At 65.0% G+C, this 25,073-nt stretch carries 19 protein-coding genes; 6 read left to right on the top strand and 13 right to left on the bottom strand.

Annotation, left to right across the window (positions count from 1 at the left end; genetic code table 11):
- Positions 1-8: 8 nt before the first annotated feature.
- From AC0GNO_RS10945 to AC0GNO_RS11005, 13 genes are all read right to left on the bottom strand, one after another.
- Positions 9-848: an HpcH/HpaI aldolase/citrate lyase family protein gene (locus AC0GNO_RS10945; protein ID WP_008905390.1), complete on the bottom strand. Its 840-nt coding sequence runs from the start codon at positions 846-848 to the stop codon at positions 9-11.
- Positions 845-2,215: an MmgE/PrpD family protein gene (locus tag AC0GNO_RS10950; RefSeq protein ID WP_008905389.1), complete on the bottom strand. Its 1,371-nt coding sequence runs from the start codon at positions 2,213-2,215 to the stop codon at positions 845-847. Before AC0GNO_RS10950 ends, AC0GNO_RS10945 begins: the two co-directional genes overlap by 4 nt.
- Positions 2,216-2,231: 16 nt before the next feature.
- Positions 2,232-3,410 carry a CaiB/BaiF CoA transferase family protein gene (locus tag AC0GNO_RS10955; RefSeq protein ID WP_034694532.1) on the bottom strand — a complete coding sequence of 393 codons (1,179 nt, stop codon included), beginning with the start codon at positions 3,408-3,410 and terminating at the stop codon, positions 2,232-2,234.
- An 11-nt stretch (positions 3,411-3,421) separates the two neighbouring features.
- Complete coding sequence (locus AC0GNO_RS10960) at positions 3,422-4,579, bottom strand: acyl-CoA dehydrogenase family protein (RefSeq protein WP_008905387.1); 1,158 nt, start codon at positions 4,577-4,579, stop codon at positions 3,422-3,424.
- 52 nt (positions 4,580-4,631) lie between these two features.
- Entirely contained in the window at positions 4,632-5,417 is a 786-nt protein-coding gene (locus AC0GNO_RS10965) for an enoyl-CoA hydratase-related protein (RefSeq protein ID WP_008905386.1), read from the bottom strand.
- A 32-nt stretch (positions 5,418-5,449) separates the two neighbouring features.
- Complete coding sequence (locus AC0GNO_RS10970) at positions 5,450-7,432, bottom strand: acetoacetate--CoA ligase (RefSeq protein WP_008905385.1); 1,983 nt, start codon at positions 7,430-7,432, stop codon at positions 5,450-5,452.
- On the bottom strand, positions 7,429-8,652 hold the full coding sequence (locus tag AC0GNO_RS10975) for a CaiB/BaiF CoA transferase family protein (RefSeq protein ID WP_085942575.1): 1,224 nt from the start codon (positions 8,650-8,652) through the stop codon (positions 7,429-7,431). Before AC0GNO_RS10975 ends, AC0GNO_RS10970 begins: the two co-directional genes overlap by 4 nt.
- A gap of 14 nt (positions 8,653-8,666) precedes the next feature.
- Positions 8,667-9,485, bottom strand: a complete 819-nt coding sequence (locus AC0GNO_RS10980; RefSeq protein WP_372659430.1) for an enoyl-CoA hydratase/isomerase family protein — start codon at positions 9,483-9,485, stop codon at positions 8,667-8,669.
- Between the two features lie 185 nt (positions 9,486-9,670).
- A complete protein-coding gene (locus AC0GNO_RS10985) occupies positions 9,671-11,263 on the bottom strand; it encodes an AMP-binding protein (RefSeq protein ID WP_034694582.1) in 1,593 nt (530 codons plus the stop codon).
- A 99-nt stretch (positions 11,264-11,362) separates the two neighbouring features.
- Positions 11,363-12,301, bottom strand: coding sequence for an electron transfer flavoprotein subunit alpha/FixB family protein (locus AC0GNO_RS10990; protein WP_008905381.1), 939 nt, complete (start codon positions 12,299-12,301; stop codon positions 11,363-11,365).
- Positions 12,301-13,050, bottom strand: coding sequence for an electron transfer flavoprotein subunit beta/FixA family protein (locus AC0GNO_RS10995; RefSeq protein WP_008905380.1), 750 nt, complete (start codon positions 13,048-13,050; stop codon positions 12,301-12,303). Before AC0GNO_RS10995 ends, AC0GNO_RS10990 begins: the two co-directional genes overlap by 1 nt.
- A gap of 79 nt (positions 13,051-13,129) precedes the next feature.
- Positions 13,130-14,743 (bottom strand): long-chain fatty acid--CoA ligase, encoded by a 1,614-nt coding sequence (locus tag AC0GNO_RS11000; protein WP_008905379.1) that lies wholly within the window; start codon positions 14,741-14,743, stop codon positions 13,130-13,132.
- Positions 14,744-14,767: 24 nt separating this feature from the next.
- Positions 14,768-15,457 carry a TetR/AcrR family transcriptional regulator gene (locus tag AC0GNO_RS11005; protein ID WP_008905378.1) on the bottom strand — a complete coding sequence of 230 codons (690 nt, stop codon included), beginning with the start codon at positions 15,455-15,457 and terminating at the stop codon, positions 14,768-14,770.
- 151 nt (positions 15,458-15,608) lie between these two features.
- Between AC0GNO_RS11005 and AC0GNO_RS11010 the strand changes: the two genes are divergently transcribed.
- The 6 genes from AC0GNO_RS11010 to AC0GNO_RS11035 all read left to right on the top strand — a co-directional run bounded on the left by AC0GNO_RS11010 (position 15,609) and on the right by AC0GNO_RS11035 (position 25,062).
- Positions 15,609-16,745 carry an acyl-CoA dehydrogenase family protein gene (locus tag AC0GNO_RS11010; protein ID WP_008905377.1) on the top strand — a complete coding sequence of 379 codons (1,137 nt, stop codon included), beginning with the start codon at positions 15,609-15,611 and terminating at the stop codon, positions 16,743-16,745.
- A 70-nt stretch (positions 16,746-16,815) separates the two neighbouring features.
- Positions 16,816-18,024, top strand: coding sequence for an acetyl-CoA C-acetyltransferase (locus tag AC0GNO_RS11015; protein WP_008905376.1), 1,209 nt, complete (start codon positions 16,816-16,818; stop codon positions 18,022-18,024).
- A gap of 45 nt (positions 18,025-18,069) precedes the next feature.
- Positions 18,070-20,202 carry a 3-hydroxyacyl-CoA dehydrogenase NAD-binding domain-containing protein gene (locus tag AC0GNO_RS11020; protein WP_472903942.1) on the top strand — a complete coding sequence of 711 codons (2,133 nt, stop codon included), beginning with the start codon at positions 18,070-18,072 and terminating at the stop codon, positions 20,200-20,202.
- A gap of 51 nt (positions 20,203-20,253) precedes the next feature.
- A complete protein-coding gene (locus AC0GNO_RS11025; RefSeq protein ID WP_008905374.1) occupies positions 20,254-21,873 on the top strand; it encodes an acyl-CoA carboxylase subunit beta in 1,620 nt (539 codons plus the stop codon).
- Positions 21,874-21,881: 8 nt separating this feature from the next.
- Positions 21,882-23,843 carry an acetyl-CoA carboxylase biotin carboxylase subunit gene (locus AC0GNO_RS11030; RefSeq protein WP_008905373.1) on the top strand — a complete coding sequence of 654 codons (1,962 nt, stop codon included), beginning with the start codon at positions 21,882-21,884 and terminating at the stop codon, positions 23,841-23,843.
- 55 nt (positions 23,844-23,898) lie between these two features.
- Positions 23,899-25,062 (top strand): acyl-CoA dehydrogenase family protein, encoded by a 1,164-nt coding sequence (locus AC0GNO_RS11035; RefSeq protein WP_008905372.1) that lies wholly within the window; start codon positions 23,899-23,901, stop codon positions 25,060-25,062.
- Positions 25,063-25,073 lie beyond the last annotated feature (11 nt).

The following is a 25,073-nucleotide window of genomic DNA, read 5'->3' on the forward strand; positions in this document are numbered from 1 at the left end:
TTAAAAAATCAGGCGCTCAGACCCGCGTCGCGCAGCACGGCGCGCGCGCGCTGCACCACCGGCAGGTCGACCATCTGGCCGTCCACGGCCACGGCGGAACCACCCGCCGTTTCAAATGCTTTGCAGACGCGGCGCGCCCAGTCAAGCCGTTCAGGGCTCGGCGTGAACACCGCCTGGACGGTGGCCAGCTGCTTCGGGTGGATACACAGCTTGGCACCAAAGCCGAGTCGACGTGAGCGTTCGGTGTCGGCCTGCAAGCGTTGCAGGTCGTCGATGGCGGTGCTGACACCATCCACCGGCGCCGCCAGCCCGGCCAGCCGCGAAGCCAGCACCAGTTGGGAGCGGAAGGCCAGCAGCTCGATTTCCGTGCCATCGGGCGCACACTCAATGCCCAGATCCAGCGCCAGATCGACGCTGCCAAAGGCCAGCCGGATCACGCCCGGCACGCGTGCGATGCTGTCCATCTCATGCAGGCCGCGCGCCGACTCGATGATGGGCAGCACGTCCTGGTAGGTGGTCTCGACCACGGTGCAAACGGCGTCGATGCCTTCGGCCTTGGGCAGCATGATGGCGGCCACGCCGGGGTGGCGGCACAGTTCCAGGTCATCGTCAAACCAGGGCGTGCCGGCGGCGTTGATGCGCACCACCAGCGGCGCGGCCTCGTCCAGCAGCGCCGCCAGCGCCTCGCGCGCGCGCACTTTGGCCTCGGGGGCCACTGCGTCTTCCAGGTCAACAATCACCGCGTCGGCACCGCTGGCGCGCGCCTTGGCAATGCGCTCGGGCCGGTCGGCGGGCACAAAAAGATAGGCATGCAGCAAAGCCTTTGGGCCAGAGGTATGGGCTGTCATGCGCGTGCCTCCAACCAGCGGTCCATGCGCGGCGCCTCGGCCACCGCCCAGACGCGCGCGATCAGCGCCTGAACCTCGGCAGGCGTAGCCCCCTTGCCGTAGGCTGCCAGGCGCTGCGCCTTGTCTTCGATCTCGGCGCGCGTCAGTGTGTTGCCGGGGTCGCCTTTGGGCTCATCGACCCGCGCGCTCAAGCTGCGGCCATCGCGCGTCGTCACCGTCACCTTGCCGATCCAGCGCTGCGGGTAGGCCTGATCGACCTCGGCGTCGAGCTGCATGGTCACGCGGTCGCGCAAGGCGGCCACGCGCGGCGCGAGGTAATGCGCTTCAAATTCATTCAGCCCGGCAAAGCCGTATTCGGCCGCCAGCGCCAGCACCGTGCCCATCGAGAACTTGGCCTGGTGCACGGTGGCCGGCACGGTGACGCGGCCCAGCACGTCGATGGCGCCCTGGTGCACCTGGGTGGTGACGCTTTCGATGTCGTCGGCTTTCACGCCGTGCGTCTGCATCAGCGTCAGCAGCGCATCGGCGCTGGGGTGGGTGTGGCGGCACGAGGCGTGGTATTTGAACGAGGTTTCCGCCGTGGCCCAGCGCTGGCCCAGGCGGTCGGTCAGGCGCGCCGGATCGGCGTCGCTCGACATGCCCGCGGCCATGCCCTGCGCGCCTTCCAGAATCTGGCGCGCGCCGGTAAAACCGCTTCGCGCCAGGTAGGCCGAGGTCAGACCGCAGGATGCCGCGTGCGCGGTGTGCAGCTGCTTGGAGTCGGCGGCGTCGCGCAAAAACTCCCACAGTCCGGCGGCTTGTGTGCCGGCGCTGCCGAAGGCATGCAGCATGGTGGCGGCATCGAGCTTGAGCAGCCGTCCGGCCGCTGCGGCGGCGGCCAGCGTGCCGGCGGTGGCCGTGGTGTGAAAGATGCGGTAGTGCGAGCGGCCCAGGAACTCGCCCACACGAATGCCGACTTCATAGCCCGCCACCACGGCGGCCAGGAACTCGCGGCCGCTGGCACCGATGTCCTGCGCGATGGCCAGCGCCACCGGGAACACGACGGCCGCGGGATGAAACACCGAGCCGTTGTGGACGTCATCCTGCTCGGCGAAGTGCGAGGCGGCCGCGTTGACCATCGCGGCGAAATGGGGCGAGGTGGTGCGGCGCGAGATCAGCACCTCGGCGCGGCCCGAGTCCGGCCCCATGGTGCGGGCATAGGCTTCGATGGCCTCGACCGGCCGGGCGCCCTTGCCCGCCAGCGCGGAGGCGTACCAGTCGAGGAACAGGTCTTCGGTGCGGCGCAGCACCGGCGCCGGAATGGTGTCGAATGACAGATCGGCGGCAAAGGCAGCCAGCGTCGCGCTCGGGTTTGTATCCAGGGTCATGGCATCGATCTCGCAGTCAGATGGCTTTGTCCGCACGCAGCCGGGCAATGTCAGTCTCGCCGTAGCCGAGCTCGGTCAGGATGGCTTCGGTGTGCTGGCCCAGCGCAGGCACCGGCCCCATGGGCGGCGGCGGCTCGCTGCCATTGACGTGGTGCGGCGGGTACAGCGCCGGCAACGTGCCGCCGGGCGAGCCGATCTCGGTCCAGCGCCCGCGCGCCGCGAGTTGCGGGTGCTTCCACAGGTCGGCCATCTCGTTGAGCTGGCCATTGGCGATTTGCGCCGCATCCAGCCGCGCCACCAGTTGCGCCGCGGTCAGGGTGGCGCAGACGCCTTCGATGATGCCGCGCAGTTTCTCGCGCTGGGCCAGCCGGTTGGCGTTGCCCAGGTACTGTGCGGTCAGCTCGGGCAATTGCAACACCTGGTTGCAGAAGGTGGCCCATTCGCGGTCGTGCTGCACCGCCAGCACCACTTGCTTGCCGTCGCCGCAGGCAAAGGGGCCGTAGGGGTAAATGGCGGCGTGCGAGGCGCCGGCACGCGGCGGCGGCGGCTGGCCGTCCAGCGTGTAATAGAGCGGGAAGCCCATCCATTCGGACATGGCTTCGAGCATCGAGATTTCGAGCCGCTGGCCGCGCCCGGTGCGCCCACGCTCCAGCAAGGCGGCCAGCACGCTGCTGTAAGCGTACATGCCGGCGGCGATGTCGGCAATCGACAGGCCGGCCTTGGAGGGCTGTTCGGGCGTGCCCGTGACGGAGACAAAACCGGCCTCGCTCTGGATCAGCAGGTCATAGGCTTTTTTCTCGGTGCAGGGGCCGCCGTCGCCGTAGCCCGAGATGTCGCACACCACGATGCGCGGATTGACCGGCGCCAGGCTGGCGTGGTCCAGTCCCATGCGCGCGGCAGCACCGGGCGCCAGATTCTGCACCAGCACGTCGGCGCGCTCCACCAGCTTTTGCAGCACGGCGCGGGCATCTGGGTGCTTGAGGTCGAGCGTCAGGCTTTCCTTGGAGCGGTTGCACCAGACGAAGTGGGAAGCCGAGCCGTGGGCCCGGCTGTCGTAGGCGCGGGCGAAGTCGCCCTCACCCGGGCGCTCGACCTTGATGACGCGCGCGCCGAGGTCGGCCAGTTGGCGGGTGCAGAACGGCGCGGCAATCGCGTGCTCCAGCGTAACGATCAGCATTCCTTCCAATGGACGCATGGCAATTTCTTTCAGAATGAACGGGGCAGATCCAGCACGTGTTCGGCCACGTAGCTCAGGATCAGGTTGGTGGAGATCGGCGCCACCTGGTACAGCCGGGTTTCGCGGAACTTGCGCTCGATGTCGTATTCGCAGGCGAAACCAAAGCCGCCATGGGTCTGAATGGCGGTGTTGGCCGCCTCCCAGGAGGCTTTGGCGGCCAGGTACTTGGCCATATTGGCCTCTGCGCCACACGGTTGGTGGGCGTCAAACAGCTCGCAGGCACGCCAGCGCATCAGGTCAGCGGCCTCGGTCTCGATGTGTGCCTCGGCCAGGGGAAACTGCACGCCCTGGTTCTGCCCGATCGGGCGGTCAAACACGCGGCGCTCACTGGCATAGCGGGCGCTGCGCTCGACGAACCAGCGGGCGTCGCCAATGCACTCGGCGGCAATCAGCGTGCGCTCAGCGTTCAGTCCGTCCAGGATGTACTTGAAACCTTTGCCCTCCTCGCCGATCAGGTTCTCGGCCGGGATTTCGAGGTTGTCAAAAAACAGCTCATTGGTCTCGTGGTTAACCATGTTGCGGATCGGGTTCACCGTCATGCCCTGGCCAATGGCCTGGTGCAGGTCAACGATGAAGATCGACATGCCCTCTGACTTGCGCTTCACATCTTTGAGCGGGGTGGTGCGTGCCAGCAAAATCATGAGGTCGGAGTGCTGAATCCGCGAGATCCAGACCTTCTGGCCATTGACCACATAGCGGTCGCCCTGCTTGACCGCGGTGGTCTTGATTTTGGTGGTGTCGGTGCCTGTGGTTGGCTCGGTCACGCCCATGGACTGCAGGCGCAGATCGCCGCTGGCAATTTTGGGCAGGTAGAGGCGCTTCTGCTCATCCGAGCCATGGCGCAGCAAGGTGCCCATGTTGTACATCTGGCCGTGACAGGCGCCGGCATTGCCGCCGCAGCGGTTGACCTCTTCCATCACCACCGAGGCTTCGGCCAGACCCAAGCCAGCTCCGCCGTACTCCTGCGGAATCATCACCGCCAGCCAGCCGGCCCTGGTCAGCGCGTCCACACACGCCTCGGGGTAAGCACGGGCATCGTCAATCTTGCGAAAGTACTCGTCGGGGAAGCGTTTAAAAAGATCGCGCAGGGCGGCGCGCAACTCGGGGTAACGTTCTTGGTTCATCATTTTTCAGTCTCTAAAAGTTCCCCGCTGAGCCGCGCAGGACAAAGATTACCGGTTAGCGGAATTTGCTGAAGTCGGGCTTGCGTTTTTCAAGAAAGGCGCTGGCCCCTTCCTGCTGCTCGCCGGTACTGAAATAGTTGGGTGCCACTTCCTGGATCAGGTCGTTCATGTCCTTGCCCATGATCGGGGCCATGTGGTGGTAGAACGAACACTTGACGATCTTCAGGCAGGTCGGCGACAGCGACAGCAATTCGTCGCAGTACTTCTGCACTTCTTCGTCGAGCTGGGCCATGGGCACCACCGAATTGGCCAGGCCCCAGTCGAACGCCTGCTTCGCGCTGTAGCGGCGGCACAGCATCCACAGCTCGCGCGCACGCTTGTGGCCAAGCACATTGGCCGAATGCGAGACGATGTAACCACCCGCCGGTGAACCGACGCGCGGGCCGTTCTGGCCAAAGATCGCGTGCTCGGCGGCAATCGTGAAGTCACAGAAATAGGCAATGTGGTGACCGGCGCCAATCGCGTAGCCGTTGACGCGCGCGATCACGGGCTTTGGGCATTCGGCGATCTGGCGGTTGAAGTTGAATTCCAGGTCCTGCAGGCCGCTCTTGCCGCTGCTGTCGCCCTTTTCCCAGTTGACATCACCGCCGACGCAAAAGGCGCGCTCGCCCGTACCGGTCAGCACGATCACGCCGACCTTCGGATCATTGCCGGCCTGGGCCAGCAGCCGCTCCATCTCTTTGATCGTATCGCCGGTGAACGCGTTGAGCGTCTTGGGTCGGTTGATGGTGATGGTGGCGACAAAGTTCTTGACTTCGTAAATGACTTCCTGATCGCTCATGGTGTTTCCTCGTGAAAAAAAGTTGGGGAAAATCAGCGGCTCTGCGTGGCATGCCCGCGTGCAAATTCAAGAAACCAGTCCAGGCTGGCGGGGTTGGTCAGTGCATCGCGGTTGACCACTTTGTCGATGGGCTGGCCGAGCAGCAGCTTCTTGATCGGCAGTTCGAGCTTCTTGCCGGTGAGCGTGCGCGGCACCTCGGCCACGGCAAACACCGCGTCCGGCACATGGCGCGGCGACGCGGCCGCGCGGATGGCGCTCTGGATGCGCCCGATCAGCGGCGCGTCCAGCGCCACGCCCGGACGCAGCACGACGAACATCGGCATGTAGCTTTCGCGCCCCAGATATTCAAGGTCGACCACCAGGCTGTCGAGCACTTCGGGCAGCGCCTCGACCACGCTGTAGATGTCGCTCGTGCCCATGCGCACGCCGTGGCGGTTGATGGTGGTGTCGCTGCGACCGTAGATGATTGCGCCGCCGCGCGGTGTGATGCGAAGCCAGTCGCCATGCCGCCAGACGCCGGGGTACATGTCGAAATAACTGTCCAGATAGCGCCGGTTGCCGGGGTCGTTCCAGAAGTAGAGGGGCATGGACGGCATGGGCGCGGTGCAGACCAACTCACCCACCTCGTCCACGACCAGCTGGCCCTGCTCGCTGAAGGCCTCGACGCGCGCCCCAAGGCAGCGCCCCTGCATTTCTCCCACGACAACGGGCAGGGTCGGCACGCCGCCGACGAAGGCCCCGGCGAAGTCGGTGCCGCCGGAGATCGGGTTGATCCAGACATCGCGCCCGACATGCTTGGCAATCCACTGGTAGCTTTCCGGGGACAGTGGCGAGCCGGTCGAACCCACGGTGCGCAGCGGCCCCAGCGCGCCCACCTCGCGCGGCTCGACATCGGCTTTCTGGCAGGCCGCATAAAACGCCGCACCGGCACCCAGAAACGTCACGCCGACTTCCCCAGCGAAACGCCACAGCGTGGTGTAGTCGGGCCAGGCCGGGTTGCCGTCGTACAGGCAGGCCGTCGCCCCCACCAGCAAACCGCCCACCTGGCAGTTCCACATGATCCAGCCGGTGGTGGAAAACCAGTGGAAGCGGTCTTCGGGACCGAGGTCGTTGTGCAGGCGCATCAGCTTGACCTGCTCCAGCACAATGCCGCCATGGCCGTGCACGATGGGTTTGGGCAAGCCGGTGGTGCCCGACGAATACACCACCCACAGCGGGTGGTCGAAAGGCAGTGACTCGATGCGCAGTTCAGCCGGGGCGCTGACCACCTCGCTCCAGAGCACGCCACCGCGCAGCGCGTCCGCGCTGGCGCTGCGCTCCAGGCAGGGCAAGAGCACGCAGCGCTCGACGCTGGGCAGCCCGTCGAGCAGCGTGGCCACGGCTTCGCGCCGGTCGAAGCGCTTGCCACCCCAGTGGTAGCCATCGACCGCGATCAACACCTTCGGATCGATCTGCCGGAAACGGTCCAGCACCGTGGGCGCCCCCATGTCGGGCGAGCACACCGACCAGACCGCCCCCACCGAAACCGTGGCCAGAAAAGCCACGATGGTCTGCGGAATATTGGGCAGGTAGGCCACCACGCGGTCGCCCGGCCCCACGCCCGCCGCGCGCAGCCACTGGGCCAGCGCCGCCACCTGGTCTTGCAGCGTGCGCCAGGACATGTCCGCCCGCTCGCCCGCTTCATTGCGGAAGACGATGGCCGGTCTGGCGTCCGTGGCGTGCCGGAACACCTGCCGCGCATAGTTGGTGCGCGCGCCCACAAACCATTGCGCGCCTGGCATCCGGCGATCGCTCAGAACCGGGCCATTCCAGTCGTCGAGCGGCAACTCGAAATACTCGACGATGGCGCGCCAGAAGCCCTCCAGGTCATCCACGGACCATTGCCACAAGGCCTCGTAGTCGGCAAAGCGCAGGCCTTTTTCGCGTTCCAGCCATTGTTGGAAACGGGTCACCTCGGCACCCGCGATGCGATCCGCGCGGGGGGTCCACAAGATGTCGGTGGAAGACGGGCTCATGGCTTCCCTCCTGCTGTGCTTGCCATGGCGGTTTCTTGCAGGCGCACGACCCCGTCGCGCACCAGTTGGGCAATCTCCGGCGCACCGTAGCCCAATTCGCCCAGCACCTGCCCGGTATGCTGCCCCAGCGCAGGAGGCGCCGGCATCTCACCGATCTTGCGCATGCCTGCAGCCAGCTGCGCCGGAAAAGGGATCAGCGGCAGCCCCGGCATCTCGGGGTGCTCCACGAAACGGGCGGCCAGCACCGGGTCGGCCATGGCCTCGGACACCGTGTTCACCGGACCACAGGGAATATCGGCGGCCTCGAAGGCTGCCACCCAGGTAGCCGCCGAACGGGTGATGAAAATCGCCTCCAGTTCAGCCAGCAGCGCCGGCCGGTTGGCAATGCGCACCGCATTGCGCTGGTAACGCGGATCGGTGAGCCACTCCAGCCGCTCGATGACGGCGCAAAACCGCTTGAACGCACCTTCATTCACCACCGACACGCTGAACCAGGCACCGTCGGAGCCTCGAAAGTGACGGCTCGGCACAGCAATCGGCAGGTTCACCGCACGAACCGGCTCGCGCTGCTCAACCGCATATTCACCCACCTTGCTGGCAAGAAAATTGAACATGGTGTCCACCAGGGACAACTCCACGCGCTGCCCCTGGCCGGTCTGCTGCCAATGCATCACCGCGGCCAGCACGCCCAACGCGCCGCACATGCCGGACGCCACATCGATGATCGGCAAGCCGATACGAACCGGTGGATTGCCCTCTTCCCCGCTGGCGTAGAAGGCCCCCGTCATGCCCTGCACCACGCTGTCGACCGAGGGCCTGAGCCGGTAGTCGCCCTGCTCACCGAAGGCGCTGACCATGTAGTACACCAGCGTCGGGTTGATGCGCCGCACCGCGTCGTAGGTCAGCGCATGTGTCTCGGCAAAGTCGGGGCGAAAGTTGTGCACCAGAACCTGGGCTTTTGAAATCAGCCGCTCCAGCACCGAGCGCCCGGCAGGGGTGCGTATGTCCAGCGCGATCGACTCTTTGCCCCGGTTGCAGGTCATGAAAGCGACGCTGGAGTCGCCATAAAACGGCGGGCCGAAATGCCGCCCCTCCTCGCCTGTCATGGCTTCGACCTTGATGACGCGGGCGCCCAGGTCGGCCAGCACCATGGCCGCGTAAGGCCCGGCTATCAAGCGAGACAGATCGACGACGGTGATGCCACTCAGAATACCTTGCACGGCAACGCCCTTTTCTACTTGCTGGCGCGTGAGCGGGTGCGGAAGGCCGCAATGCCGGCGCGATGCTCGGGCGTGTCTTCGAGCACCGCCATGTGCGAGGACACCATGTCCAGGTGTGTGGCGAGCGCCATGGTCTGGCTTTGGTAGACGGCGCGGCGAAAGAAGCGAACCGCCTGCTGCGGCTTGGCGGCAATGGTGCGCGCCATATCGTAGGTGGCGGTCATCAGTTCGGCATCGGGCACCACGCGATTGACCATGCCAATGCGGTCGGCCTCTTCCGCCCCCACCACGCGACCGGTCCAGAACAACTCGAGCGCGCGCGCCGTGCCTATCAGTCGCGGCAAGTACCAGGCACCGGCATCACCGGCCATCAGTCCGATGTTGATATAACTCTCGGCCAGCGTGGCCGAGCTGGCCATCAAGCGGATATCGCACATCAAGGCCATGTCGCAGCCAGCGCCTCGCGCAGCGCCGTTGACAGCGGCAATGACCGGTTTTTCCATCCGCTCCAGCGTGAGCGCAATGCGATGCACGTGGCGGTACAGAAAATCCTTGCGTCCCATGCTGTCCATTTCACTGAACTTAGCCATTTCCTCGAAGTCGCCACCCGCACAGAAGGCGCGTCCGGCACCGGTGACCACGATCACCTTGACTCGCTCATCAGCTTCGGCCTGCTCAAGTGCTGCGCGCCAAGCATCCACCATCTCAAGATCGAAGGCATTGAGCTGATCGGGCCGGTTGAGGGTCAGGGTCGCAATGCCGTCGGCATCAACCGCAAGCAAGATGGCAGGAACGACGGACATGGAAAACCTTTCTGACGGTGGGATGAACAAGGATCAAGGATCAAGGATCAAGGGCGACTGTCCGCGCCTGCCGGAAACCGGCTGGTTTCGATAAACGTCATGCGAACATATTGATAGAACGGTGGTTAGTTAGGACCGCAAGCCGAAGCACGCCTTGCAAGCAGCCTGGTCACAGGCGCGGGCGTGTGTTGCACACCCCATGACCTTCCCGACACCTATCGTTCAATGTCCTCGTACAGGGCGCGATAGCTGTCACGCAGCGGATGCTTTTGAATCTTGCCGGTGGAGGTCATCGGCAAGGCATCGACGATGCGGATCGCCTTGGGCACCTCAAAGCCACCGAGATGCTCCTTGCAGTGGTTGATCAACTCGGCCTCGTCGGCCTGCGCCCCTGGCTTGAGCACCACGAAGGCGGTGACCGCCTCGATCCAGCGCGGGTGCGGCAAACCAACCGCCGCCACATTGGCCACCGCCGGGTGGCGCAGCAACGTGGCCTCGACCTTGATGGACGGCACGTTTTCGCCGCCGGTCTTGATCATGTCCTTCTTGCGGTCCCTGAACATCATCTGTCCATCGACCCACATGCCTAGGTCACCGGTGTGGTGCCAGCCGAAAGCGCGTGCCTCAGCGGTGGCTTCGGGATTTTTGTAGTAGCCCTCCATCACGTTCGGACCGCGGTGCACGATCTCGCCGACCTCGCCGGGGCCGAGCAGCTGGCCCGCGTCGTCCATCACCGCCGTGTCGTTGATCAATGCACTGACGCCCCAGTAGGAACCAAAGCGTTTAAGCTGCTCTTCCGGCCGGAAGGCCATGGTGAGCGGGTACATCTCGGTCTGACCGGTGGCCAATGAGTAATTCGGGCAGAACTCGGCGATCAGGCGGCGCAGCAGGGTCTCGGCCATGGGCGCCATGGCGTACACGCACATGCGCAGGCTCGACAGGTCTCGCCCCGGGCGCGAGGGATGATCGAGCATGGCCTGGTGCATCTGCGGCAAGCCCACCAGCAAGGTCACCCGTTCACGCTCGATGGCGTCGAGCATGGCGGCGGGTTCGAAAGCGCGCATCACAATCACCGTGCCGCCGCCCGCCAGCACACCGCACATCAGCGTGTGCTGGGCGCAATGAAAGAGGGGCAGCACGGCAATGTTCACGGCATCGCGCCACACCCCCAACTCAAGCGCGTTGTTCATCGCTGCCATCACCACCGACAAATGGCTTTGCATCACCCCCTTAGGGCGGCCGGTGGTTCCGCTGGTGTACATGATCTGGGCTACGTCGCGGTCATGAATTTCAACCTCGGACTCAGTGGCAGACTGCGCAGCAATCGCTGCAGCGAAGCTGCTGAAAGCCCCAGCCCCCTCGCCTTCCAGCACCCATCCGCGACCGGGCTGCGCCTCGATGGCTGCACGCAACTCCGGGCGCACCAGCAGAGCGGCATCCACAAGCAGGAAGCGCGCCTCAGAGTGGTCGATGATGTAGCGAACGTCATCCAGCCCCAGGCCGGTGTTGATCGGCACCCAGATCAGGCCGGCGCGATGGATGCCGAACATGGCCACCAGGAACTCAAGCGAGTTATTGCATAGCGTGGTCACGCGGTCACCTCGCACCAAGCCAGCGGCCAGCAAGGCATTGGCGCAGCGGGTCACGCGCTCATCGAGCTCACCGTAGCTCATGCGCTGATCGCCGAGCACGAACGCCGTCTTGGCGCGGTCTCGAGCTGCCGAGCGGCGCAGGAAGTCGCCGATGGCCACGCGGGCAATTGCGCCAGGGGATGGCACACCAGCGATGACGGAGGTTGATGGGTTCATGATCGATGTCTCCTGCATTTTGAATTGTTTGACCGGTGCCGCCGACCATCCTGCCAGGAACAAGCCTGGCCTCTGCTTTACCTCGGCATCCGCTGCGACCTATAACGCAGTCACCAATTCGGGCACCGCTGTGAACAGATCCGCCACCAGCCCATAGTCGGCCACCTGGAAGATCGGCGCTTCGGCGTCCTTGTTGATCGCAACGATCACCTTGCTGTCCTTCATGCCGGCCAGGTGCTGGATGGCGCCCGAGATGCCGACCGCCACGTACAACTGGGGTGCCACGATCTTGCCGGTCTGGCCGACCTGGTAGTCGTTGGGCGCGTAGCCGGCGTCGACGGCGGCGCGCGAGGCGCCGATCGCCGCGCCAAGCTTGTCGGCCAGCGGCTCCAGCACGGCGTGAAACTTGTCGGCCGCGCCCAGTCCGCGTCCGCCCGATACGATGACCGTTGCAGCGGCGAGTTCCGGGCGCTCCAGCTTCACCACCTCACGCCCGACCAGGGTGGTCAAGCCGAGATCGCCAGCCGCGTCCAGCGTCTCGACCGCTGCCGTGCCGCCCGAACCGACCGGGTCGAAGGCGGTGGTGCGAATGCTCAGCACCTTGATGGCATCCTTTGATTGCACGCGGGCCAGCGCGTTGCCGGCATAGAACGGGCGCAGGAAGGTGTCGGGCGACTCGATCGCGATCACGTCCGACACCTGGGAGGCGTCCAGCAAGGCCGCCACGCGCGGCAGCACGTTCTTGCCAAAGGCCGTCGCCGGTGCCAGCACATGGGTGTAGCCCGCATCGGCGCGCACGCGTGAGCGCACCAGCTCGGCCAGGCTCTCGGCCATATGGGCCTCGTAGTGCGCCGCGTCGGCGTGCAGCACCTTGCTCACGCCCGCAACCGCCGCCGCAGTCTGGGCCACGGCAGCGCAGTTGCGGCCCGCCACCAGCACATGGATGTCGCCGCCGATGCGCGTGGCCGCGGCAATCGTGTTCAGCGTGGCCGCTTTGAGTACGGCGTTGTCGTGTTCCGCAATGATCAGGGTTGTCATCAGATCACCTTCGCTTCTTCTTTGAGTCGTTTGACGAGTTCGGCCGTGTCGGCCACCTTGATGCCGGCCTTGCGGGTCGGCGGCTCGCTGACGTGCAGGGTCACGGTGCGCGGCGCGATGTCGATGCCGAGCTCGGCCGCCTTGATCACCTCCATCGGCTTTTTCTTGGCCTTCATGATGTTGGGCAGCGTGATGAAGCGCGGCTCGTTCAGGCGCAGGTCGGTCGTGATCACGGCCGGCAGCTTCATGGCCAGGGTTTCCAGGCCGCCGTCGATCTCGCGCGTGATGGTGGCGGTGTCGCCGCCGATCTGCACCTTGGAGGCGAAGCTGGCTTGGGCCCAGCCCATCAGCGCGCCAAACATTTGGCCAGTCTGGCCAGCGTCGTCATCAATCGCCTGCTTGCCGAAGATGGCGAACTGAACGCCCTCTTTTTGGGCCACATGCTGCATCAGCTTGGCCACCGCGAGCGGTTCGAGCGCGGCGTCGGTTTCAACCAGCACGGCGCGATCGGCGCCGATGGCCATCGCGCTGCGCAGCGTCTCCTGGCAAGCGGTCGGGCCACAGGACACGACGATCACTTCAGAAGCGACACCGGCCTCCCTGAGGCGCACCGCCTCTTCGCAGGCGATCTCGTCGAACGGGTTCATGGACAATTTCTGGTTCGCGAGATCGACTCCCGAACCGTCGGACTTGACGCGGGCCTTGACGTTGTAGTCCAGCACCCGCTTGACAGCGACCAATATCTTCACTTTATCTCCATAGGGTTAAAAAATAAACAATTCAAAACCGGCAAGAACGCAGCCCGAAGCCGGCCCCTTCAATCACGGCTCACTCCCACTTCCAGTCCTTGTACATCTCCCGCAGCTTGGTCTTGAGGAACTTGCCGGTCGAAGTACGCGGGATTTCATTCACGAAAGCGAAACCTTCGGGCAACTGCCACTTGGCGAACGTCTTGGCCAGATGATCGCGAATCTCTTCCCCAGTGGCACTCATGCCAGGGCGCAACACCACCACCGCCAGCGGCCGCTCGGCCCAGCGCGGGTGCGGCACCGCGATCACAGCTGCCTCCAGCACCGCCGGATGCCCCATCACGGCGTTTTCCAGATCGACCGAACTAATCCATTCGCCGCCCGACTTGATCAAATCCTTGGTGCGATCGGTCAACTGCAGAAAACCCTCGGAGTCGATGCAGCCGACATCACCTGTGCGCAGCCAGCCATCGGCAGTAAAGCTGCTTTCGTTGATGGGCAGATCGTGATAAGAGCCGGTAATCCATGGCCCACGCACCTGAATCTCGCCGACCGACCGCCCATCCCACGGTACTTCACCGTTGTCGCCGACCAGCCGAATCTCAACCAATGGCGCGGCCATGCCCTGCTTGATACGGAAGGCATATTGCTCTTCCTTGGGCAGTGCCCGCATGGAAGGTTTGAGCGAGGACACGGTACCCAGCGGCGAAGTCTCGGTCATGCCCCAAGCAGTGCCGACTTCAAGACCAAACTCATCGAAACCACGGAACAAGGATTCGGGTGCCGCAGAGCCGCCCACCATCATGCGCATGCCAGGCACCAGGTCGTACTTGCCCGGGTTTGCGCGCAGCGTTTGCAGCAGCGACAACCAGATGGTGGGCACACCACCGGTGACGGTGACCCGCTCGCGCTGGTACAAGTCGAGCAGCGATTCTGAGTCGAGGTGCGGGCCGGGAAACACCAGCTTGGCACCGACGAAAGTTGAGACGAATGGCAAACCCCATGCGTTGGCGTGGAACATTGGCACCACCGGCAGCACTGTGTCAGTACCCGACACGTTGATCCCCCCTGGCAGTGCCGCCACGAGCGTGTGCAGCACGGTGGAGCGGTGCGAATAGACGACACCCTTGGGGCTGCCCGTGGTGCCCGAGGTGTAGCACATGCCGCAGGGCGCGTTTTCATCGACTTCAACACATCTGAAGTCATCAGTCGCTCCACCGATGAAGCCTTCATAGTCCTCGTACCCCTGCGGCACCGGCTTGCCTGTCAGCGGCACCACAATGATGCGCTCGAAGTTGACATCCTTGGCGAACTGCGCCAGCAACGGCAGCAAAACATCGTCGACGATCAGGAAACGGTCCTTGGCGTGGTTGACGGTGAACGCAATGTCGTGCGGGAACAGGCGCAAGTTGAGGTTATGCATCACCGCGCCGGCCGCCGGAATGCCGAAGTAGCACTCGAGGTGGGCGTAATGGTTCCACATCAGGGTTGCGACCCGGTCACCGGGCTGGATGCCGGCCTTGACCAGCGCCTCGGCCAGACCCTTGGCCCGACGGTGGAAGTCGGCGTAGGTATGGCGATGCAGGGACTTGTCGGGCATCCTCGATACGATCTCCACCTTCGGGTGGTACAGCTTGGCCCGCTCCAGGAAATGATTGAGCGAGAGCGGCACTTGCATCATGGTCGATTTCATAGCTGCTTTTCTCCTGTTTAGCTTTCAATTCAAAGAAGGTACTGTTTCGGACGGCCCTGCTCCCGGGCTCTCCGAAGGGGTACCGATAGCCTTCGACCTACTTGCGCATGCCGCACCTTGCACATCGGATGCGACCACACGAGGAAACAGCATCGTGTACATGCGCTGCGCCAACGCATCGACGTCCAGACGCCCGCCAGGCCGGTACCACTGCGCCGTCCAGTTGAGGGCGCCGAGCACCGTCTGGCGCACCAGCACGGCATCGGTGTCGACCAAGCCCTGCGCCGCAGCCTCGCTGATCGGCACCATCCACAAGGCCTCGTAGGCATCGCGCGTTGCCATCACCCGGGTCTGCGCGGCCGGCGAAAGGCTGCGCCACTCGTAGAGCAGCACGGTCATGGCGTCGAACCTCGTACCCAGCAAAGCTTTCAGGTGGCTGCGCACCATCGACAGCAGCCGCTCGGGCAGGCGCGTCTCGCCAGCCAGCCCGTCGCGCACCGACTGCATGATGTCGCGAACGCCCTCCTCCATGATCGCCACCAGCAGTTCCTCCTTGGTGGCGAAGTGGTAGAAGATCGAACCCGAAGTCATGCCCATGGCCTGGGCAATCTCGCGCACCGAGGTGCGCTCGAAACCCTGTCGCCGGAACCGACTCGCCGCAGCCGCCAGGATCGCATCTCTGCGCGGGAGTGGGTTGTCTTGCTTCTTCGTCATGCCATATACTATATCATCTAACAAGCGTTTGGTTGATGGTCTTATCCATCGCGTGCTGGGTGCTTCCGGCGCCGTCCCGCGTGGACGAGCCACTCTTCGCAGCCGTCGGCCATGCCAGTGTCAATCTCAATCTAACTTCAAGGACAGGCCCATGCTCAACCGCACCCTCTTCGGTGAAGAACACGAACTCTTCCGGGACCAGGCCCGCCGCTTTCTGGAAGAAGAGGTCATCCCCCATCACGCTGGCTGGGAAACCTATGGCATCGTGCCGCGCGCCGTCTGGCGCAAGGCCGGCGCCGCGGGCCTGCTGTGCCCCGCCATACCCGAGCAATACGGCGGCGGTGGCGGCACGCGCCTGCACAGTGCCGTGCTGATCGAGGAAGTCGCGCGCGCTGGCACGAGCGGGATCGGCTTCGGCCTGCACTCCGACATCGTGGCACCTTACATCCTGGCCTACGGCACCGAGGAGCAAAAGCACAGCTGGCTGCCGAAAATGGCCACCGGCGAGGTGATTGGCGCCATCGCCATGACCGAGCCGGGCGCAGGAAGCGACCTGCAAAGCGTGCGCACCAGCGCGGTCCGTGACGGCGACGAACTGGTGATCAATGGTCAAAAGACCTTCATCACCAATGGCCAGAACGCCGACCTGGTGATCGTTGTCGCCAAGACCGACCCGACGCAAGGTGCCAAGGGTACCTCGCTGGTGCTGGTTGAGACCCATCGCCCCGGCTTCACGCGCGGGCGCAACCTCGAAAAGATCGGCATGAAGGCGCAGGACACCTCGGAACTCTTCTTCGAAGACATGCGCGTGCCGGTCAGCAACATCCTCGGCGGCGAGGGCAAGGGCTTTTTCCTGCTGATGCAGGAACTGGCCTGGGAGCGCATGCAGATCGCCATCGGCGCGGTGGCGGGCGCCGAGGCCGCGCTCGAATGGACGCTGGCCTACACCAAGGATCGCAAGGCCTTCGGCCAGCGCGTGATCGATTTCCAGCACAACCGCTTCAAGCTCGCCGAAATGAAAACCGAGGTGCAGATCGCACAGGTCTTTGTCGACCGCCTGCTCGGCCTGCTGATGGATGGTCAGCTTGATGCCGCCACCGCCGCGATGGCCAAGTACTGGACCACCGACCTGCACTGCAAGGTGATCGACCAATGCCTGCAGATGTTCGGCGGCTTCGGCTACATGTGGGAGTACCCGATTGCCCGCGCCTATGCGGATGCGCGCGTCGCGCGCATCTACGGTGGCGCCAACGAAATCATGAAGGAAATCATCAGCCGTACGCTGTAGCACACGCCGCCAGCCGCTTTCCGCCATCTTGCCTATCGCTTCCACAGATTCAGAAAGAAGGAAACCCACCATGACCGAAACATTCATTTTTGATGCCGTGCGCACGCCGCGCGGCAAGGGCCGCAGCTCGGGTGCGCTGCACGGCAGCACGCCCATCAGTCTGGCCATCACCGCGCTGCAGGCGCTGCGCGACCGCAACACCCTGGACACCGCCTTCGTGGACGACATCATCCTCGGCTGCGTCGAACCCGCCGGCGAGCAAGGCGCCAACATCGCCCGCGTTGCGGCCATCGCCGCCGGTTACCACGAAAGCGCTGCCGGTGTGCAGATCAATCGCTTTTGCGCCTCGGGCCTGGAGGCCTGCAACATGGCCGCCGCCAAGGTGATGTCGGGCCAGTCGCCACTGGTCATCGGCGGCGGCGTCGAGAGCATGAGCCGTGTGCCCATGGGCACCAGCGGCGGCGCTTGGGCGGCTGACCCCGCGGTAGCGATTCCGACCTATTTTGTGCCGCAGGGAATTTCAGCCGATCTGATTGCCACCCTTTACGGCCACAGCCGCAACGATGTTGACAGCTACGCGGTCGAAAGCCAGCGCCGCGCGGCACTCGCATGGGCCGAAGGCCGCTTCGCCAAGTCGATTGTTCCCGTCAAGGACGTGAACGGTTGCGTCGTACTGGATCGCGACGAACACATGCGCGCCGAAACCACGCTGGAGTCGCTGGCCAAGCTGGAGCCTGCGTTCAAGGTGCAGGGCGAGAAATACGGCTTCGACGCGGTGGCCATGCAGCGCTATCCGGAGATCGAGCGCATGGCGCACGTGCACCACGCCGGCAACTCGTCGGGCATTGTTGACGGCGCGGCCGCGGTGCTGATCGGCAACGCCGAGGCCGGCAAGCTGCTGGGCCTGAAAGCCCGTGCACGCATCCGCTCGTTCGCCTCCATCGGCAGCGAACCCACCATCATGCTGACCGGCCCCTCCTACTCGGCGGAAAAGGCGCTCAAGCTCGCCGGCATGAGGGCCAGCGACATCGACCTATATGAACTGAACGAAGCCTTCGCCTCGGTCGTGCTGCGTTTCATGGAAGTGATGAACGTCCCGCACGACAAGATGAACGTCAACGGCGGTGCCATTGCCATGGGGCACCCGCTGGGCGCGACCGGCGCCATGATACTGGGCACCGTGCTCGACGAACTCGAGCGGCGCAACCTGTCCACTGGCCTGATCACGCTGTGCGTGGGCGCCGGCATGGGCACCGCCACCATCATCGAGCGCGTCTGAAGCCCCGGCACGACGCGATCCTCATCACAGACCTGGACCACCACCATGACTATTGACTACAAGGTTGATGCCGACGGCATCGCCACCATCACCTGGGCCATGCAGGACGTGCCGATGAACGTCCTCAACGGGCAATCCATTCCCGCCTTCGCCGACGCCGTGAAGCGTGCCCAAGCGGATTCTGCCGTCAAGGGCGTGGTCGTCACATCCTCCAAGCCCGAATTCATCGCCGGCGCCGACCTCAACATGATGCTCGCCATCACCGACGTGGCCGGCATGATGGACTTTGTCACCCAGTTGCACGCCCTGATGCGCGGCATTGAGAAAAGCGGCAAGCCCTTCGTCGCGGCCCTCAACGGCACCACGCTTGGCGGCGGCTACGAGGTCGCGCTGGCCTGCCACCGACGCATTGCCGCCGACAACCCTAAGGCCCTCATCGGCCTGCCCGAGGTGGCCCTTGGCCTACTGCCGGGCGGAGGCGGCACGCAGCGTCTGCCGCGCATGATCGGCGTGCGCAACGCGCTGCCCTTCCTGCTCGAAGGCAAAAAGCTCGCCCCGAAAAAAGCCCTGGAAGCGGGTCTGGTCGATGAAGTCGTGCCGGCCGACCAACTGCTGGCCCGCGCCAAGCAGTGGCTGCTGACCGACGGTGCCGCTGCCGCTGTTCAGCCCTGGGACCGCAAGGGTTTCAAGCTGCCGGGCGGCGCCGTGCAAAGCCCCATGGGCTACGAAACCTTCACCGCAGGCAACGCCATGCTGCGCGCCAAGACCTTTGGCAACTATCCCGCGCCCGAGGCGATCTTGAACTGCGTCTACAACGGCTGCCAGGTCGACATCGACACCGGCTGCAAGGTCGAGATGCGCGAGTTCGTCAAGCTGACGACCGGCAAAGAGGCCAAGAACATGATTCACTCGCTGTTCTTTGGCATTCCCGCCGCCAGCAAGCTGGCCTCCCGGCCCAAGGGCGTGCCTCAGGCCAGCTACCGCAAGGTCGGCATTCTGGGGGCTGGCATGATGGGCGCGGGCATTGCCTTCGCCGCCGCCGAGGTCGACATGGAAGTGGTGCTGCTCGACAGCAGCACCGACAGCGCGGCCAAGGGCAAGGCCTACAGCGAGAACCTGTGGAACAAGCGCGTGGCCGCCAAGCGCATGACCGAGGCCGAGCGTGATGCCAAGCTCACCCTGATCAAACCGACCACCGACTTCGCCGACCTGGCAGGCTGTGACATCGTGGTCGAAGCGGTGTTTGAAGACCGCGCCATCAAGGCCGACGTGACGCGCAAGGCCGAGGCGGTGATCGCCCCCGGCGCCATCTTCGCCTCCAACACCTCCACCCTGCCCATCAGCGGGCTGGCCGAGGCGTCCGCACGTCCGGCCAATTTCATCGGCCTGCATTTCTTCTCGCCAGTCGACAAGATGCCGCTGGTGGAGATCATTCGCGGCCAGGCCACCAGTGATGAATGCCTGGCCCGTGCCATGGACTTCGTCAAGGCGATCCTCAAGACGCCCATCGTCGTCAATGACAGCCGCGGCTTCTACACCAGCCGGGTGTTCTCGACCTACGTCGGCGAAGGCCTGGCGCTGCTGGCCGAAGGCGTGAAGCCGGCGCTGATCGACAACGCCGGGCGCATGGCCGGCATGCCGGTGGGGCCGCTGGCGCTGGCCGACGAAGTCTCGCTCGAATTGATGGCGCGCATCCGGAAACAGACCGCCGCCGACCTCGGCAAGGCCTACCAGCGCAGCGCCATCGACGACGTCTGCGACCGCATGGTGGACAAGTTGGGACGACTGGGTAAAAAGACCGGCAAGGGTTTCTACGACTACCCGCAAGATGGCCAGAAGCAACTGTGGGCAGGCCTGGCGCAGGCGTTCCCGCTGGCGGCCACGCAACCCACGGTCGAAGAGGTCAAGCAACGCCTGATGTTCATCCAATCGGTCGAAACCGCGCGCTGCCTCGAAGAAAAAGTGCTGCTGGCGCCCATCGATGCCGATGTCGGCGCGATCCTGGGCTGGGGTTTCCCGGCCTACCTGGGCGGCCCAATCGGCCAGATCCACAGCCTGGGGCTGGCCGCTTTTGTCAAGGCCTGCGAGACCCTGGCCGAGCGGCACGGTGCGCGCTTTGCGCCGCCGCAACTGCTGCGCCGCATGGCCGATCAGGGTGAGCGTTTTTACGACCTGTAAGCAGGCCTGTGACCCCATTCGTTCACTGCGACCTTTCAGCGAGAACCACCCATGCCCGCCATTCAAAGTCAAGTCGACCCGCAGTCAGAGAGCTTCCTGCGCGAGCGCGCACAGATGCTCGCGCTGATCGACAGTTTCCGCACGCTCGAAGACCGTGTGCGCAACACGTCGAACAGCCAAGAAGCCAAGTTCCGCGCCCGCAAGCAGCTGCTGCCGCGTGAGCGCATCGCGCTGCTGCTCGACCGCGGCTCGTCGTGGCTGGAGTTTTCGACCCTGGCCGGCTTCAGGATGCACGACGACGACGGCGAGAAGAACGTGCTGGGGGGCGGGATCATCTGCGGCACCGGGGTGGTGTCGGGCATTCGTTGCGTGGTGATCGCCTCCGACAGCGCGATCAAGGGCGGCACCATCACACCGATGGGCATGAAGAAGAGCCTGCGCGCCGAAGCCATCGCACTGGAGAACAAACTGCCAGTGGTGCGACTGGTCGAGTCCGGCGGCGCCAACCTGATGCATGTGGGCGAGGTGTTCATTGAAGGCGGCCGCGGCTTCGCCAACCAGGCGCGGCTATCGGCCAGGGGCATTCCGCAGGTCTGCGTGATGCACGGCCACTCAACTGCCGGCGGCGCCTACCTTCCGGGCATGTCCGACTATGTGATCATGGTGCGCGGCCGTGCAAAGGCTTTCCTGGCCGGCCCACCCTTGCTAAAAGCCGCCACCGGCGAGATCGCCACCGACGAAGAGCTGGGCGGCGCCGAGATGCACTGTTCGATGTCGGGCGTGGCCGAGTACCTGGCCGAGGACGACGCCGACGGCATCCGCATCGCACGCGACATCTTGGCGCGGCTGCCGTGGAACGACCGCTTGCCGATGCGCGCGGTGAAGATCTGGAAAGAGCCGCGTTATCCGGTCGAGCAACTGGCGGGCGTGGTGCCGGTTGACTTTCGCCAGCCCTACGACATGCGCGAAGTGCTGGCGCGGGTGATCGACGACTCCGACTTCCTCGAATTCAAACCGCTGTACGGCTCCGGCACCGTGTGCGGCCATGGTGCCATCGAGGGATACCCTTGCGGCTTCATCGGCAACAACGGGCCCATTGATCCGCAAGGCGCCACCAAGGCAACCCAGTTCATCCAGTTGTGCTGCCAGTCGGGCACCCCGATCGTCTATCTGCAGAACACCACCGGCTTCATGGTCGGCAAGGATGTGGAGCAGGTCGGAATGATCAAGCATGGCGCCAAGATGATCCAGGCCGTGGCCAATGCCACCGTGCCGCAAATCACCGTGATGACAGGTGCCTCCTTCGGTGCCGGCAACTACGGCATGTGCGGCCGCGCCTACGATCCGCGCTTCGTGTTCGCCTGGCCCAACGCGCGGGTGGCTGTGATGGGCGGCGAGCAGGCCGCCACCGTGATGCGCATCGTCACCGAAGAAAAATTTGCCCGCACTGGCAAGGAGCCACCCGCCGAAACCATGGCCACCATGAAAAGCGAGATCCTGGCACGTTTTGACCTCGAATCGCATTCGCTGTTTGCCACCGCGCGCCTGTGGGACGACGGCATCATCGACCCGCGCGACACCCGCCGCGCGCTCGCCACCACCCTGGCGGTGTGTCGGGAAGCCGGGTTGAGGCCCTTGCTTTCGAACACTTTTGGCGTGGCACGGATGTGAGAACCCTGATGAACTTCACCAAAATCCTGATTGCCAACCGCGGCGAGATCGCCTGCCGGATCATCCGCACGGCCCAGGCGCTGGGCTACCGCACGGTGGCCGTTTACAGCGAAGCCGATGCCCAGGCGCTGCATGTTGCCCTGGCCGACGAGGCCGTGTGCATCGGCCCGGCGCCGGTGCGCGAGAGCTACCTCAACGTTGCGGCGCTGCTGGCGGCGGCGCGCAGCACCGGTGCCGACGCGGTACACCCCGGCTACGGCTTCCTGTCCGAGAACGACGGCTTTGCGCAAGCTTGCCTGGACGCCGGGCTGGTGTTCATCGGCCCGGACCCGCAGGCCATCCTGAAAATGGGCAACAAGGCCGGCGCCAAACGCCTGATGCTGGCGGCGGGCGTGCCCTGCGTGCCGGGCTATCAGGGCATTGACCAGTCCGATGCCACGCTGCTCACGAAGGCTGCCGAGATCGGTTTCCCGATCATGGTCAAGGCGGCGGCGGGCGGTGGCGGGCGAGGCATGCGACTGGTCGAACGCCCGCAAGACCTCGCGGTCGCCCTGGCCAGCGCCCGCTCGGAAGCAGGCAACGCCTTCGGCAGCGAAGAGCTCATCCTGGAGCGCGCGGTGATTGAGCCGCGCCATGTCGAAATCCAGGTCTTTGGCGACCTGCACGGCCACATCATCCACCTGGGCGAACGCGACTGCTCGATCCAGCGCCGGCACCAGAAGGTGTTCGAGGAAGCGCCCTCCCCGGCGGTCACGCCCCAGCTGCGCGAGCAAATGGGCGCGGCGGCGGTGGCGGCTGCGCGCACCGTGAACTACGTCGGCGCCGGCACGGTGGAGTTTCTGCTCGACAGCGAAGGGCGCTTCTACTTTCTGGAGATGAACACACGGCTGCAGGTCGAACACCCGGTGACCGAGTGCATCACCGGACTGGACCTGGTGGCCTGGCAGATCGCCGTGGCCCGTGGCGAGCACTTGCCGCTGACGCAGGAGCAAGTGCACTTGAACGGGCACGCCATCGAAGTGCGCCTGTACGCCGAAGATCCGTACAACGGCTTCCTGCCGCAAAGTGGCGATGTTGCGCTCTGGAGCCCGCCCACGGGCGAAGGCGTGCGCGTTGACCACGGCCTGGCATCGGGTCAGACCGTGAGCCCTCACTACGATCCGATGATCGCCAAGATCATTGCACACGGCGCCACCCGCGACGAAGCCCGGCGACGCCTGATCGGTGCGCTGCAACGCACCCGCCTGCTCGGTCTGCCCCACAACCGTGCCTTCCTCGAAGCCGTGGCCAGCCACCCGGCCTTCGCCGCTGGCGAAACGACCACGGCCTTCATCGCCCATCACTTCGGCGCTGCGGCGCTGGTGCGGCCCCAGCCCGACTCGCTGGCGCTGGCGCTGGCCGGCACGCTGTGGTTTGAAGCCAGCGCCACACCGGTCGCAGCCGCGCTCTGGCGCTCCAGCGGACCGGCACGCTGGCCGATGCTGATCGGCGAGGGCGAACACCGACATGCCGTGCACATCACGGTCACTGGCGCCCACCGCTACACGCTCGAAGTGGGCGCGGCGCTGCACCACGTCACCCTCAGTGGGCGTCAAGGCGAGTGCCTGCACCTGATCGCCGATGGCGTGCAACAGCACGCGGCTGCGGTGTTTGCCGGCGGCGTGTTGCACCTGGAACTGGGCGACCTGAGCGCCAGCTTTGAAGACCTGACCTATGACCCACCGGCCGCAGCTGCAGGCAGCGCGGAATCACGTGTGCTCGCCCCCATGAATGGACGGGTACTGGCCGTTGACGTCCGACCTGGCGACACCGTCACCAAGGGGCAACGCCTGGTGGTGCTCGAAGCCATGAAGATGGAGCACCAACTGCTGGCCCGTCGCGACGGCGTGGTGGACCAAGTGGCGGTGCGCGCTGGCGACCAGGTGGCCACGCGCGCCTTGTTGGTGTCGCTGGTCGAGCAGCCTGATTGAGGCGCGCACCGCCCTGCACGCACGACATCCGCCACACCCACGAGGAGTAATACCCATGCCTGCCGAAACCCTGCCTGCCAAGAGTCCCTTCTATACGCCCGAGCACCTGGCGTTCCGCGATGCGATGCGCCGCTTCGTCGCCCGAGAAATCAGTCCGCACGTGGATGCCTGGGACGAAGCCGAGTCCTTTCCTGTCGATCTGTACCGCAAGGCGGCCGAAATCGGCCTGCTGGGCCTGGGCTTTCCGCAAAGCCATGGCGGCAACAACGGCGACCTGTTCATGACCATCATCGCCGCGCAGGAACTGGCGCGTTGCGGTGCTGGCGGTGTGCTGGCGAGTCTGCTGTCGCACACCATCGGCTGCCCGCCCATCGTCAACGTGGGCAGCGAGGCGCTCCAGCAGCGCGTCTTGCCGCCGGTGCTGCGGGGCGAGAAGATCAGCGCACTCGGCATCACCGAACCCTCCGGCGGTTCGGACGTGGCCAACCTCAAGACCACGGCGCGCCGGGATGGCGACCACTACGTCGTCAACGGCTCGAAAACCTTCATCACCTCCGGCATGCGCGCCGACTTCTACACCGTGGCGGTGCGCACCGGCGGGCCGGGGCCGGGCGGCGTGTCGCTGCTGCTGATCGAGAAAGGCACGCCCGGCTTTACGCAAACGCCCTTGAGAAAAATGGGCTGGTGGTGCTCCGACACCGCCACCCTGTATTTCGACAACTGCCGCGTGCCGGTGGAGAACCTGGTGGGGGTGGAAAACCAGGGCTTCAAAGCCATCATGAAGAATTTCAACCGCGAGCGCATCTTTCTCGCCGCCGGCGCCAACGGTTTTGCCCGTGTCTGCCTGGACGAGGCGCTGGCCTGGTCGCGTGAGCGCGAGATGTTTGGCGGCAAGTTGATCGACCAGCAGGTCACCCGCCACAAACTCGCCGACATGGCCATGCGCGTCGAGGCGACCCAGGCCCTGCTGGAATTGCTCGCCTGGCGCGTCGAAGAGGGCGACACGCCGGTGGGCGAAATCTGCCTGCTGAAAAACCAGGCCACCCAGACCATGGCCTATTGCGCCAGCGAGGCGGTGCAACTGCACGGCGGCGCCGGTTTCATGCGCGGCGTCAAGGTGGAGCGCATTTACCGCGAAGTCAAGGTCAACGCCATCGGTGGCGGCGCCGAAGAAGTGATGCGCGACCTGGCGGCGCGACAGCTTGGGTTTTACGCCTGATCTGGATGGAC

The organism is Hydrogenophaga sp. L310 (genome assembly GCF_055703065.1).

Coding starts and splice junctions, on each gene's coding strand:
- AC0GNO_RS10945 (WP_008905390.1), bottom strand. CDS start 848: ATGACAGCCCATACCTCTGGCCCAAAGGCTTTGCTGCATGCCTATCTT.
- AC0GNO_RS10950 (WP_008905389.1), bottom strand. CDS start 2,215: ATGACCCTGGATACAAACCCGAGCGCGACGCTGGCTGCCTTTGCCGCC.
- AC0GNO_RS10955 (WP_034694532.1), bottom strand. CDS start 3,410: ATGCGTCCATTGGAAGGAATGCTGATCGTTACGCTGGAGCACGCGATT.
- AC0GNO_RS10960 (WP_008905387.1), bottom strand. CDS start 4,579: ATGATGAACCAAGAACGTTACCCCGAGTTGCGCGCCGCCCTGCGCGAT.
- AC0GNO_RS10965 (WP_008905386.1), bottom strand. CDS start 5,417: ATGAGCGATCAGGAAGTCATTTACGAAGTCAAGAACTTTGTCGCCACC.
- AC0GNO_RS10970 (WP_008905385.1), bottom strand. CDS start 7,432: ATGAGCCCGTCTTCCACCGACATCTTGTGGACCCCCCGCGCGGATCGC.
- AC0GNO_RS10985 (WP_034694582.1), bottom strand. CDS start 11,263: ATGAACCCATCAACCTCCGTCATCGCTGGTGTGCCATCCCCTGGCGCA.
- AC0GNO_RS10990 (WP_008905381.1), bottom strand. CDS start 12,301: ATGACAACCCTGATCATTGCGGAACACGACAACGCCGTACTCAAAGCG.
- AC0GNO_RS11000 (WP_008905379.1), bottom strand. CDS start 14,743: ATGAAATCGACCATGATGCAAGTGCCGCTCTCGCTCAATCATTTCCTG.
- AC0GNO_RS11005 (WP_008905378.1), bottom strand. CDS start 15,457: ATGACGAAGAAGCAAGACAACCCACTCCCGCGCAGAGATGCGATCCTG.
- AC0GNO_RS11010 (WP_008905377.1), top strand. CDS start 15,609: ATGCTCAACCGCACCCTCTTCGGTGAAGAACACGAACTCTTCCGGGAC.
- AC0GNO_RS11015 (WP_008905376.1), top strand. CDS start 16,816: ATGACCGAAACATTCATTTTTGATGCCGTGCGCACGCCGCGCGGCAAG.
- AC0GNO_RS11020 (WP_472903942.1), top strand. CDS start 18,070: ATGACTATTGACTACAAGGTTGATGCCGACGGCATCGCCACCATCACC.
- AC0GNO_RS11025 (WP_008905374.1), top strand. CDS start 20,254: ATGCCCGCCATTCAAAGTCAAGTCGACCCGCAGTCAGAGAGCTTCCTG.
- AC0GNO_RS11030 (WP_008905373.1), top strand. CDS start 21,882: ATGAACTTCACCAAAATCCTGATTGCCAACCGCGGCGAGATCGCCTGC.
- AC0GNO_RS11035 (WP_008905372.1), top strand. CDS start 23,899: ATGCCTGCCGAAACCCTGCCTGCCAAGAGTCCCTTCTATACGCCCGAG.